General features: G+C 71.9%; 6 protein-coding genes and 1 pseudogene. 6 read left to right on the forward strand and 1 reads right to left on the reverse strand.

The genetic code is table 11. The features are described 5' to 3' along the window. Positions 1 to 62: 62 nt before the first annotated feature. Entirely contained in the window at positions 63 to 1,295 is a 1,233-nt protein-coding gene (locus AC07DO_RS10050; protein WP_479058278.1) for an ROK family protein, read from the reverse strand. 177 nt (positions 1,296 to 1,472) lie between these two features. Here AC07DO_RS10050 and AC07DO_RS10055 point away from each other — a divergent pair, with 177 nt between their 5' ends. The 6 genes and pseudogenes from AC07DO_RS10055 (at position 1,473) to AC07DO_RS10080 (ending at position 12,936) form a co-directional block, all read left to right on the forward strand. Then, complete coding sequence (locus AC07DO_RS10055) at positions 1,473 to 2,684, forward strand: MFS transporter (RefSeq protein ID WP_479058280.1); 1,212 nt, start codon at positions 1,473 to 1,475, stop codon at positions 2,682 to 2,684. Positions 2,685 to 3,405: 721 nt separating this feature from the next. Continuing rightward, positions 3,406 to 7,488 (forward strand): amino acid adenylation domain-containing protein, encoded by a 4,083-nt coding sequence (locus AC07DO_RS10060; RefSeq protein ID WP_479058281.1) that lies wholly within the window; start codon positions 3,406 to 3,408, stop codon positions 7,486 to 7,488. 13 nt (positions 7,489 to 7,501) lie between these two features. Continuing rightward, positions 7,502 to 8,110: a serine O-acetyltransferase EpsC gene (gene epsC / locus AC07DO_RS10065; protein WP_479058283.1), complete on the forward strand. Its 609-nt coding sequence runs from the start codon at positions 7,502 to 7,504 to the stop codon at positions 8,108 to 8,110. Positions 8,111 to 8,191: 81 nt separating this feature from the next. Then, positions 8,192 to 9,076, forward strand: a pseudogene (locus AC07DO_RS10070) (ATP-grasp domain-containing protein); the annotation flags it as partial. 96 nt (positions 9,077 to 9,172) lie between these two features. Further along, a complete protein-coding gene (locus tag AC07DO_RS10075; protein WP_479058591.1) occupies positions 9,173 to 10,408 on the forward strand; it encodes a pyridoxal-phosphate dependent enzyme in 1,236 nt (411 codons plus the stop codon). Positions 10,409 to 10,467: 59 nt separating this feature from the next. Further along, the gene (locus AC07DO_RS10080) at positions 10,468 to 12,936 is read left to right on the forward strand and encodes an ATP-grasp domain-containing protein (protein WP_479058284.1); all 2,469 of its coding nucleotides are present in this window, start codon (positions 10,468 to 10,470) and stop codon (positions 12,934 to 12,936) included. The last annotated feature ends 3 nt before the right edge of the window (positions 12,937 to 12,939 follow it).

Consider the following 12,939-nt stretch of genomic DNA (forward strand, 5'->3'; position numbering starts at 1 on the left):
CGGTGCGGCGCCCCCGGGGTAGTGCGTTCCTCAGGAGCGCCTCAGGGATGCCTCAGGGGCCCTTACCCCAACGCCCCCAGCGGATCGTCCAGCACCGGCTGCCAGGCCAACTCCGCCGCCCCCACCAGGCTGTTGTGGTCCAGCGTGCACGCCAGGATCGGCACGCCGCCGCTCCGGCCCCACAGGCTCCGGTCCGCGACGACCGCGCGCAGTCGTTCCGGGTCCGCCTCCAGGAGGGCGCGGTGCAGGCCGCCGAGGATGATGCGGTCGGGGTTGAGGATGTTGACCAGGCCCGCGAGTCCGAGGCCGAGCCGGTCGATGAGCGCTTCGGCGGCGGAGCGCACGGACGGGTCGTCGTAGGCGCCGCGGAGCAGTTCGCGGGCCTGCACGAGCAGTCCCTCGGGGCCCGGCTCACGGCCCGCCGCCGTCAGGAAGGCCAGCGGATCCGTCTCGACGTCCAGGCAGCCCCGGCTGCCGCAGTAGCAGGGGCGCCCCTCGGAGTTCACGGTGAGGTGCCCCACCTCCAGGGCGAGGCCCGAACTCCCGGTGTGCAGGCGGCCGTCGAGGACGAGGGCGCCGCCGACGCCCCGGTGTCCGGTCGCCACGCACAGCAGGTCCCGGGCGCCGCGGCCCGCGCCGTGACGGTGCTCGGCGATCGCGGCGAGGTTCACGTCGTTGCCCGCGAAGGCCGGCCCCTCGATGCCCGCGTCCCGTACGCACTCCGCGAAGATCTCGCTGACCGGCGCGCCCGCCGGCCACGCCAGGTGCAGCGGGTTGAGAGCGGTGCCCTCCGGCTTGGCGACCGCGGACGGCACGGCGAGACCCGCGCCCACACAGCGTCGCCCAGTCTCGCGCAGCAGCCGCGCGCCCGCGTCGACGACCGCCCCGAGGACTTGCGCGGGGTCGGCGTCGACGGTCTCGCAGCCCGGCGCCGTCGCCACGATGCCCCCGCCGAGCCCGACCAGCGCGGCCCTGAACCCGTCGGCGTGCACCTGCGCGGCGAGCGCGACGGGCCCCTCCTCCGCGACGGCGAGCCGGTGCGAGGGCCTGCCCTGGGAGCCCGCGGCCGCGCTCGGCTTCGCGTCGATCCGGATCAGCCCGAGCGCCTCCAGCTCGGCGGCGACCGCGCCCGCCGTGGCGCGGGTGACGCCCAGCTCCGCGGTGAGCACGGCACGGGTGGGGGCGCGCCCGGTGTGGACCAGTTCGAGCGCGGGGCCCAGCGCGCCGCGCCCTCGCTCCAGGCGGGTACGCGTGGTCACTTCCCCCTCGGCACGGGGGTCAGCCTTGCCGTTCATGAGGGCGAGTCTCCCATGATCCGTACACGGCCCCGCCGTTCGATCGTCATCCGCCCGTCCCTCCCCCGCATCGCGGTGTACGCCGGGGACGTGTCACTCACCCGGTCACGTCGCCCTCGCGCACCCCGCCACGCACTCGTCTTGTCCGCGCCCCGCACGCACCCCTACTCTGACTTTGTGCCGCTACTAAACAAACTCGGGACCGCAGCGTCGCGCCCCTCCCCCACACCCCCCGGCCTCCGACGACTCCGTGTCATCCTCACGATCTTCTTCGCCCTGGACGGATTCATCTTCGCCGGATGGGTCGTCCGCATTCCCGCGATCAAGGACCAGACCGGCGCGTCGGCCGGCGATCTCGGGCTCGCGCTGCTCGGGGTCTCCGTCGGCGCCGTGATCACGATGACACTGACCGGGCGGCTCTGCCGCCGATTCGGCACCCACCCCGTGACCGTCGCCTGCGGCGTGCTGCTCTCCCTCAGCGTCGCCCTGCCTCCCCTGACCCATTCGGCACCGGCCCTGGGCGCGGTGCTGCTGGTCTTCGGAGCGGCCTACGGAGGCATCAACGTCGCGTTCAACAGTGCCGCCGTCGACCTCGTGGCCGCCCTGCGCCGCCCGATCATGCCCAGTTTCCACGCGGCGTTCAGCCTCGGCGGCATGACCGGCGCCGGGCTCGGCGGGCTGATCGCGGGCTCCCTCTCCCCCACGCGCCACCTGCTCGGTCTCACCGTGATCGGCCTGCTCGTCACGGGTGTCGCCGGACGCGCCCTCCTGCGCATCGAGCCGCCGGTCCCCGCCGACGGCCGGGACCCGAACAGCGGCCCCACCCCGGACGACGCCCCCCGCCGCCTCGACACCCGCACCCGCCGCCTCGTCCTCGTCTTCGGTCTCATCGCGCTCTGCACCGCCTTCGGCGAGGGCGCACTCGCCGACTGGGGCGCCCTCCACCTCGAGCAGGACCTGGCCGCCCACCCGGGCGTCGCAGCCGCCGGCTATTCGTGCTTCGCCCTCGCCATGACCCTCGGGCGGCTCAGCGGAACCACCCTGCTCGAACGGCTCGGCCAGACCCCGATACTCGTCGCCGGCGGTGCCACGGCCGCCGTCGGCATGCTGCTCGGCGCGCTCGCCCCGACGGTGTGGCTCGCACTCCTCGGCTTCGCCGTCACCGGTCTCGGGCTCGCCAACATCTTCCCCGTCGCCATCGAGCGCGCGGGCGCACTGGCCGGGCCCAACGGTGTCGCCACCGCCTCCACCCTCGGCTACGGCGGCATGCTCCTCGGCCCGCCCGCCATCGGGTTCATGGCCGACTGGTTCACCCTGCCCACCGCGCTCACCAGCGTGGCCGTGCTCGCCGCTCTCGCCGCCGTGATCGGCTGCACGACGCGCGGCTGAGGAGGGGCCGCACACCTGCGCCTGCCGTCGCGTCCTGCCACCCACTGAGCGGGGAGTGACCCGAGCACCCCGCGCCGGGCGATACGTCAACCCCCACTTCCGGCCAAATGGCCGCCCCTTGCCGGAACGCGGCGTCTGTAAAGCGGACGCCCGTTTCGCCAGCACGCGCGTGCCCGCATGCCGCCGCACGACGCAACCGGATGCCGATCGAGCATCGATAACTCATGCAGTCAGGCCATCCCCTGAGTAATGCATCGAAATTAGTGTTTTACAAGCGGCGTTCCCACGAATTAAGGTGAGCGCTCAACTAGAGACGGCTTGCAGGTATCAGGAATTCGAGGTCGGATCCTCTGATCCGTACCTCTCGATCGCAAGCCGGTCAGTCAAAACGGGGAGAGTGTAAAGGCATGTACGTGAAATTCCTTGAGGCGACTCGGCACACCGGTTCACACTGCTGAGCTCTTCTGGTCCTTCACCGCAAGCGACCGCTTGTCCGCATGTCACACCCCGTACGCCTGACATGCTCGACACGCATTTCACGCGCGTTTCAGCGCGTCTCGGTCGAGACGGAATCCACGTGGGCACGTATCGATGATGGTGTTTCGTCGCGCCAATTCCATTTTCCAGCCTGTTTCGGCTGTTCTCGCGCCGTGACGGTCGTCGACCGTCCGCGAATCTCTGCAATGACGCATCCCAAAATCTACGGATTCCAGGTCAGAGAATGATGACGAACCCCTTGGGGCTCCAGGAATTGTCCCTGCCAGACATGCTGCGCGCGGCCGTTCTCGCCCAGCCCGACCGGACCGCCGTCTCCTGCGGCGCGGACAGACTGAACTTCGAGCAGCTCGGCGAGCGGAGCGGGAATCTGGCGGAACACCTGCGGCGCCTCGGTGTCGCGGCGGACGAACCGGCCGGCATCTTTCTGCCGCCTTCCGTCGACCTCATGGTGAGCGTCTGGGGCGTCCTGTGCGCGGGCGCCGCCTATCTGCCGCTGTCGCCCGAGTACCCGGACGAGCGCGTGCGCTACATGGTCACCGACTCACGGACCAAGGTCGTCCTGACGGACGCGTCCCTGTCCGGGCGACTGGCGGCCCTGACTCCACCGGAGACCCGGATCCTCACCCTCACCAGGGACGACGGTGCCGCCGACGCGCCCACTCCCACGTCCGTACGGGATCGTGTACGGGGTCGCGACCTCGCGTACGTCATCTACACCTCCGGAAGCACGGGCCACCCCAAGGGCATCGGGATCGAGCACCGCAGCATCGTCCACCAGATGCGCTGGCTGGCCGACGAACAGGGGCTCGACCGGACGAAGACGGTGTTGCAGAAGACGCCGCTGAGTTTCGACGCGGCGCAGTGGGAGATCCTCGCCCCGGCCTGCGGCGCGAGCGTGGTGATGAGCGAACGGGGGGTCTACGCCGACCCCGGCGGACTCGTCGACCTGATCCTGGCCCACGGGGTGACCACCCTCCAGGGCGTGCCGACTCTGCTGCGGGCGCTCGCCGACACCGGCCGGCTGGCCGACTGCACCTCGCTCACCCAGGTCTTCAGCGGTGGCGAGGCGCTCACCAGGAGTCTGGCGACCGAACTCCTCGACGCGCTCCCCGGCTGCGAACTGGTCAACCTGTACGGCCCGAGCGAGTGCACCATCAACGCCTCGTCCCACCACGTGGACCGGCGCGCCCTCCGGCACGGTCCGGAGCACCTGCCCATCGGACGGCCCGTGCGCGGCATGCGCCTCCACATCCTCGACACCGCGCGGCGGCCGGTCACCGCGGGCGAGTCCGGTGAACTGTACATAGCGGGGCCGCAGTTGGCCCGCGGGTACCTGCACAACCCCGGGCTGACCGCGGACCGCTTCGTCCTCGGCAGCGGTGAGGACCGCGCCACCCGCCTCTACCGCACCGGAGACCTGGCCCGGTGGAACGCCGACGGCACCGTGCAGTTCCTCGGCCGCACCGACAGCCAGGTCAAACTGCGCGGCTTCCGGGTGGAGCTCGACGAGATCAAGGTGTCCGTCGAGCGGCACGACTGGGTGAAGTCCGCCGCGGTACTGGTCCGTGACGATCCACGGACCGGCCCCAACCTCGTCGCCTTCGTCGAACTCGACCCCGACCGGGCCGCGTTGATGGACCAGGGCAACCACGGCGCCCACCACCGGTCCAAACGGAGCAGGCTGCAACTCAAGGCTCAGCTGAGCAACTTGGGGGTACGCAGGGACGAGGGGTCACCCGTCGTCGAGTTACCGGGTCGGGCCGCCACGGCCAGGCAGCGCCGCACCGTGTTCACCCGCAAGACGTACCGCTTCTACGAAGGCGGTCCGGTCACCCGCGACGACCTCCTGGCCCTGCTCGACCGACCCGCCGAACGGACCGCAGCACCCCGCGAGCCGGCCACCCTCACCCGGGACGAACTGGGCTCGCTGCTCCGCCACTTCGGCCAGTTCCCCAGCGGCGAACGTCTTCTGCCCAAGTACGGATACGCCTCCCCCGGCTCCCTCTACGCCACCCAGCTGTACCTGGAGCTGTCCGGCATCGCCGGCCTGGAAGCGGGTCACTACTACTACCACCCGGTCGACCACCACCTCACGCTGATCGCACCCGCGCCCGCCCCCACCAGGACGGCGCCCAGGATGCGCGTCCACTTCATCGGACACCGGTCGGCCATTGCGCCGGTCTACCGGAACAACATCCGGGAGGTGCTGGGGTTCGAGACAGGCCACATGGTCGGCCTCTTCGACCACGTGCTCCCCGAGTACGGGCTGCGCATCACCGCCCGCGCGGACGAGCCCGGCGTCAAGGGCGCGCTGCGCTGCCCTGACGAGGACTTCCACCTGGCCACATACGAGATCGAGACGGCCGCGGCAGCGGCCGCGCCCCGCCCGGTCGACCTGTACGTGCAGGCGCACCCGGGCCGGATCGCCGGCCTCCCCGAGGGCCAGTACCGGTACCGCGACGGGGATCTGGTGCGGGTCTCCGACGGACTGATCCGCAAGCAGGACGTCATCGCCATCAACCAGGAGGTGTACGCGCGGGCGGACTTCGGCGTCAGCATCATCGGGCGGGCGGCGGCGCCCTGGCAGCGCTACGCCGACCTCGGGCGCGAGCTGCAACGCCTCCAGATGAACGGCGTCGGCCTGGGGCTCATGTCCTCCGGCTACAGCTCGGAGACCGGCCGCCCGCTGGCATCGGCCCGGCGCATCGCGGCTCTCCTCGGCGCCGGAACCTGCGCCGACACGGCCTCCTATTTCGCCGTGGGCGGCCGCGTCAGCGAGGAGCAGCGGCTCAGTGAGGGCATGAAGGAGGACTCCGTCCACATGCGGGGTCCCGCCGAGATCCTCAAGGAGAACCTGGCCGAGACCCTGCCGCCGTACATGGTGCCCAACCGGGTCACCGTCCTCGACGCCTTCCCGCTCACCCCGAACGGCAAGGTCGATCACCAGGCCCTGCGCGAGCTGGACCAGGCAGCCGTCGACGACGCCGACGCACCGGTGGTACCGCCGCGCACACCCACCGAAGAAGCGGTCGCCGTGCTGTGGCGCGAGGTGCTGCGGCAGGAGCGGGTCTCGATCCGGGACAACTTCTTCGCCGTCGGCGGCCATTCGCTGACCGCGGTCAACCTGGTCGGCCGGATCAACCGGGAGCTGGGCAGCTCCCTGCCGCTGCAGGTGCTGTTCGACGCGCCGACCGTCGCCGGTCTCGCCCGGCTCGTCGACCGTACGCCCACCACCGCCCTGTCGCGTCTGGTGCGGCTCGGCGGCACGGACGACGGGCGGCCGGTCTTCTGCTGGCCCGGGCTCGGCGGCTATCCCATGAGCCTGCGGCTGCTGGCAGGACGGCTCGGCCTCGCCCGGCCGTTCCTCGGCGTCCAGGCGTACGGCATCAATCCGGGCGAGCGCGCGTACCCGACGTTCGACGAGATGGTCGCCAGGGACATCGAGCTCGTCCGGCAGGCACAGCCGACGGGCCCGTACACGCTGTGGGGTTACTCGTTCGGGGCCCGGGTCGCCTTCGCGGTGGCCCGGCAGCTGGAGCGGGCCGGGGAGCGCGTCGACGAGGTGATCCTCCTGGCGCCCGGCAAGCCGCCCGTGGAGGTACGGGACGGTGCGTCCGACGGGGCGACGGTCGACTTCGACGACCCCGTCTTCGTCGCCATCCTCTACTCGGTGTTCGCCGGGAACATCCAGCGGTCCGCGATCGCCGAATGTCTGGCATCGACCCACGACGAGGAGTCCTTCATCGCGTGCCTCTGCGACCGGTTCGAGCATCTGGACCGCGAGCTGGTGCGCAGGATCGTCGGCGTGGTGCGGCTGACGTTCCTGTTCGAGTACGGCCCCGAGGACAGGGCGGGGCACAGGGTCACGGCACCGGTCACGGTGTTCCGGGCCGCCGGCGACCAGGACTCCTTCATCGATCACGGCCACGAGCACGGCCTCGGCGAAGGCCCCGCTCTGTCGGCCACGCCTCCCCGGATCCACCGGCTGCAGGCCGACCACTACGCACTGCTGCGCGCGCACGGGGTGGACGAACTCGTCGCCGCCATCCGCGGCGCACGACTCACCCGAAAGGTCATCCCGGTGCCCCACGTCACCATCAAGCACTTCCCGAACATCCTCGAGGAGGCCCAGATATCGGCGCTCGTGGACGCGATAACGAGCGCGGTCAGGACCGCCTTCTCCGTCGACGAGGGGGTGGTGTCGATCGCCCTGGAGCCCGTGGCCCAGGACGTGTGGAACGAGCGCGTCTACATCCCGGAGATCGTCGAAGCTCCCGGCCACCTCGTCAAGGGCCCGGACTACTGAGGCGGGTGATCCCATGCGCAAGGCGATCACCAGGGCGCGGGAGGACCTCTCCATGATCGTGGAGCGGGACCCATCGATCCACACATGCGCGCAGGCGCTGCTGCACCCCGCCCTGCCGGCCCTGTGGGCCCACCGGGCGGCACACGTCCTGCACACCCGCCGACGACGTCAACTCGCCAGGCTCATCGCCTACTTCGCGCGAGCGGCGACCGGCGGCGTCGAGATCCATCCGGGCGCGCGGCTGGGCCGCCGCGTGTTCATCGACCACGGTGCCGCCGTCGTCATCGGGGAGACCGTCGAGATCGGCGACGACGTCACGATCTTCCACCAGGTCACGCTGGGCGCGGTCGGCTGGTGGCGGGACGGGCGGCGTGCGCCGGGTGCCCGGCGCCACCCCGTCGTCGGCGACCGGGTGGTGCTCGGCACCAACGCGATCGTCCTCGGCCCGGTCACCGTCGGCGACGACGCACTGATCGGCGCGGGGGCGCTGGTCCTGGGCGATGTGCCGCCCCGGGCCCGCGTGACGGCCCCCGTGGCCGCGGTGGCCGTACCGCTGTCGGCCGCGGAGCGCGCCGAGTCGGAGCAGCTGCTCCGCACGCTGGCCACCGCCGGGTGCTGGTGACGGCCCGCCCAGGCCGCGCCCACCCCACCCATCGACGGATTCGAACCCGGCCACGAGCCGGTACGCCATCGGAGGCACAGAATGATTCATGTCGGAGTCCTGGAGAGCAATCTCTCCGGTTCCGGCTTCGAGGGCCTGCAGATCATCAAGGAACTCGACTGCCGCGTCACCTTCTTCACCCGCGACCTGGAACGCTACCTCGCGGTCCCGGGCGGCCCCGCCTACTTCGACCGCTACGTCGACGACGTCGTCCGGTGCGAGACGAACGTCTTCGACGAGCTCCTGCCGCACGTGCACGCCGCCGGGGCCGAGCAGCCCTTCGACGCCTTCCTCACCCTGGCCGAGTACGACGTGGTCGTGGCCGCCGAGGTCGCGGTCCACCTCGGGCTCCCCACCGTCAGCGTCGACGGTGTCGCCACCGCACGCAACAAGGCGCTCATGCGCCGCCGCTGCGCCGAACTCGGCGTACCCATACCGGCGTTCCGCACCGTGCGGTCACCCGACGAGGCGGCGGCGGCCGCGGCGGAGGTCGGCCTGCCCTGTGTGGTGAAGCCGGCCGACGAGACGAGCAGCGCGGACGTACGCCTGGTGGACACCGCGGATCAGGCCGCCGAGCACGTCGCCCTGATCCTGTCCCGCGCGGAGAACACCCGCGGTCAGGCCCGTCACGACGAGCTGATGGTCGAGGAGTACATGAGCGGCCCCGAGGTCAGCGTGGAGGTGCTCGCCGACGGCGACCGGTACGAGGTGTTCGGGGTGACGGACAAGTCGGTCGTCGGACTCGGCTACTTCGTCGAACTGGCCCACACCTTCCCCTCCCGTCTGCCCGAACCGCTCGTACGGGCCTGCGGCGACCTGGCCGTGGAGGCGCTGCGCGCGGTCGGGTTCGACCTGGGCATGGCCCACGTGGAGGTGAAGCTGACGGCGTCCGGGCCCAAGCTCGTCGAGATCAACCCGCGGCCCGCCGGCGGGAAGATCACGTATCTGGTCGACCGGGCCCTGGGCATCAGGTCGCTGGAGCTGGTGGCCCGGCAGTACCTCGGTCAGCCGCTGCCCGAGCCGGTGCTGCCGCGGCGTCCGGTCGGGGGCGCCGCGATCCGCTATCTGACGGCGCGGCCCGGCCGGGTCGTGTCGGTCGCCGGGCGGGAGCGCGCCGCCGCGCTTCCGGGTGTCGAGGAAGTCGTCGTCAAGCCGCAACCGGGCTCCGTCGTAAGGGAGTTGCGACGCAACGGTGACCGGGCCGGTCATGTGCTCGCGGTGGCCGAGACCGCCGAGCTGGCGGCGCGCACCGCGGAGGCGGCCGTCCAAGAGATCGGGATCCGCACCGAGCCGGTCTCCCGGCGCCCGGTCGCGGACTCCCTCGTCGACCTGATCGGCGGCACGCCGCTGCTGAGGCTGCCGGTGGACCGGATCGTGGACGGCGTCCCCGCGGACGCCGAGGTGCTGGCGAAGCTGGAGCTGTTCAACCCCTGGTCCAGCAGCAAGGACCGGGCGGCTCTCGCGATGCTGCGGGGCGCCGAGAAGCGGGGGCTGCTCGTGCCGGGCTCCGGCACCGTGATCGAGGCGACCTCCGGCAACACCGGTATCTCGCTGGCCGCTCTGGCGGCGGACCGCGGCTACCGCTGCGTCATCGTGCTGCCGGACAACGCGACCCGGGAACGGGTGGCCATGCTGCGGTCGCTCGGCGCCGAAGTGGTGCGGACCCCGCACTCGGGCGGCTATCGGGCGGCGGTCGACAAGGCCGACGAGCTCCACCGGCGGACGCCCGGCTCGTGGTTCTGCCGCCAGCACGACAACCCGGACAACACTCGGGCGCACTTCGAGACCACCGGCCCCGAGATCTGGAGCGACGTCGGCGGACGCATCGACGTGTTCGTCTGCGGGGTGGGAACCGGCGGTACGCTCAGTGGCGCGGGGCGCTATCTCCGCGAGAGTCACCCCGCTGTGCGGATCGTGGCGGTGGAGCCCGCGGGCTCGCCGCTGCTCTCCGGCGGTGAGCCCGGCGCGCACGGCATCCCGGGCTTCAACGGCGGTTTCATCGCGCCGACCACGCAGCGAAGCCTCATCGACGAGGTGATCACGGTGTCCGACGCGGACGCCCTGGACACCATCGGGCGGCTCGCACGGCACACCGGCCTGATGGCCGGTGTCTCGGGCGGCGCGGTCGTCCACGCGTCCGGCGTGCTCGCCGCCAAGCCGCAGTACCGTGGGCGGCGCATCGTGACGCTGCTGCCCGACTCCGGCGAGCGGTACCTCAGCGTGCTCGCCCATGGGACCACCCCGGGCGGTGCCCGATGAATGCTCCTTTACCTCTGGCGAGTTGGCACACCGGTGACCGGCCACGCCTGCTGATGGTGATGCCCTACCGCCAGTTCGTGCGCAAGGCGCGGGCCGAAGGGTTCTGGGTCGGCGCGATCTGGGATCCGCAGCTGGAGACTCCCGGCTACCTCGACGACGTGCGCGTCGCCGCCGACCTGTTCGTGACGGTGGACTTCGGGGACCGGGAGCTGCTGCGGCGCACCCTGCGCGACGTGGCCACGGAGCACCGGGCTTCGGTGATCCTCCACCTCGGCAGGGAGGAGACGATGGTGACGGCCCACGAGGTGGCGGAGGAGCTGCGCGCCGAGGTCAACCCGGCCGATGCGATCCGCTTGCTCTCCGACAAGCACGCGATGCGTGAGCTGCTCGCGCGGCACGAACTGTCGCCGGTGGCCTACGCGTCGGCGCCGACGCGGCACGAGGTTCCGGCGGCGGTCGAACGGATCGGTCTTCCCGCGGTCGTCAAACCGGTCGCACTCGCGGGCAGCCGGGGCGTGTTCCTGTGGCGGGAGCCGCGGGACCTGGCGGCCTGGACGGCGCTCGTGGACACGTACGGCTGTGACGGTCCTTTCCTGGTCGAGGAGTACCTGCGCGGTCCCGAGTACAGCGTGGAGACGCTGAGCCAGGACGGCGTGCACCGGGTCGTCGGCGTCACCGAGAAGGTCCTCGGTCCGCCGCCGCTGTTCGTGGAGGTGGGGCACGTCCATCCGGCGCCGCTGCCGCCGGAGCGCGGGCGGGCCATCGAGGAGCTCGCGGTCCGCTTCCTGGCGGTGTGCGGGTACCGGTTCGGGCCCGCGCACACCGAAGTGATCTGGACCGAGCGGGGGCCGCGCATCGTCGAGTCGCAGGCCCGGCTCGGCGGCGACCGCATCCCGCGGCTCGTCGAGCTGGCCGGTGGCCTCGACATCGAGCGGGCGATCTTCGCGGGCCTGGCGGGCGCACCGGCCGCGGTGCCGGAGCCCACGGCGACGGCGGCCGTACGGTTCTTCACCTTCCCGCCGGGACACGTCGACGCGATCCGCGGTGTGGAGAGAATCCAACGCCTGCCGTACGTGGATGAGTTGACGCTTCGGCTGCGTCCCGGCGACACCGTCGAGGAGGTCCGCGACTCCAAGGCCCGGCAAGGGCACGTCATCGTCTCCGGCGCCACACCCGAGCAGGCCCGGAGCCGGCTGGCGGAGGCGCTCGCCCTCCTCGAGGTCGTCGTCGACGGGACGCCGGTACGTGCGGACGGCCGGGCTGTGGAGGCGCAGGCCGCCCCCGGTACCGACGCCCAAGTCGTGTTCGTCGGCTACAACGCGGCCTATCTGCGCGCCATCGACGGGAGTGTTCCCGACGGGTCCGTCGTGGTCCTCGAAGAGCCCGACATCATCCGCAAGCGGGGACTGCGGGACGCGGCGGCCCGCTTCGGCTGCCTCGACCGGATCGTTCCCGCGCACTACCAGCAGTCGGCCGGGGCTCTGGATCTGGCGGCCGGCCTCGAGGCCGAACGCCCGGTGGCGGCGGTCGTACCGGGCCTCGAGTACGCGGTGCCCGCGGCGGCCGCGCTGGCCGAGAAGCTCGGGCTGCCGGGCGCGACCGAGCCCGCCGCGCAGGCGCTGCGGGACAAGGTCCGGCTGCGCGAGGTGTGCGACGCGGGCGGTGTCCGCGGTCCGCGCTGGCGGGAGGTGCACGGCCCCGAGGACCTCCTCGCCTTCGCGGGCGAAGGACCGGTGGTGGTCAAGCCGGCCAACCGGCAGGCCAGCGTCGGCGTCCAGCTCCTCGACTCGGTCGACGCGGCCTCCGCGGCGCGTGCGTGGGAGCGCACCTCCTCCGCCGCCGAGTACGAGCAGGTGCCCGACCGGCACCTGAGGTGGCGCTTCCTCGCCGAAGAGCGCCTGCGAGGGCCTGAGTACAGCGTCGAGGCACTGGTGCGGCAGGGCGAGATCATCTTCCACAACGTCACCGCCAAGACGGTGATCCCGGGGCCGTATCCGGTGGAGCTCGGCCATCTGCTGCCCGCTCCGCTCGGCCAGGACACGCAGGCCGCGTTCGAGGAGGCCATGCGGGCACTGGTCGCGGCGACCGGCTATCGCACGGGGATCCTGCACGCCGAGTGGATCCTGACCTCGTCCGGTCCGGCACTGGTGGAGTGCGCGGGACGCTGCCCCGGCGACTACTTGATCGACCTGAACGACCTGGCGTACGGCACACGGATCAGGCTGGCGCTCATCGACCTGCTGGCGGGCCGTCCGGTCACCCTCCCCCGTACCGCCCGGCTCGTCTCGGCCATCCGGTTCCTGGCCGCCGGGCCCGGCACCGTCACGGCGGTCGACGGGACGGACGCGGCACGGGCACTGCCCGGCGTACGGACGGTGGAGATCGACGTCGAGGCGGGGCAGGAGGTCCGGCCGTGGGCGTCCTCGTGGGACCGCGCCGGACACGTGATCGCGACCGGCCCCGACGCGGACAGCGCGCACCGACGCGTCCTCGACGCGGACGCGGCCATCCACATCACCACGGAGTGAGGA

The organism is Streptomyces sp. NPDC045678, from assembly GCF_056432085.1.

Bases quoted from the DNA above. Each gene is read 5' to 3' on its own strand.
- AC07DO_RS10050 (WP_479058278.1), bottom strand. From the start codon at position 1,295: ATGAACGGCAAGGCTGACCCCCGTGCCGAGGGGGAAGTGACCACGCGT.
- AC07DO_RS10060 (WP_479058281.1), top strand. From the start codon at position 3,406: ATGATGACGAACCCCTTGGGGCTCCAGGAATTGTCCCTGCCAGACATG.
- epsC (WP_479058283.1), top strand. From the start codon at position 7,502: ATGCGCAAGGCGATCACCAGGGCGCGGGAGGACCTCTCCATGATCGTG.
- AC07DO_RS10080 (WP_479058284.1), top strand. From the start codon at position 10,468: ATGCCCTACCGCCAGTTCGTGCGCAAGGCGCGGGCCGAAGGGTTCTGG.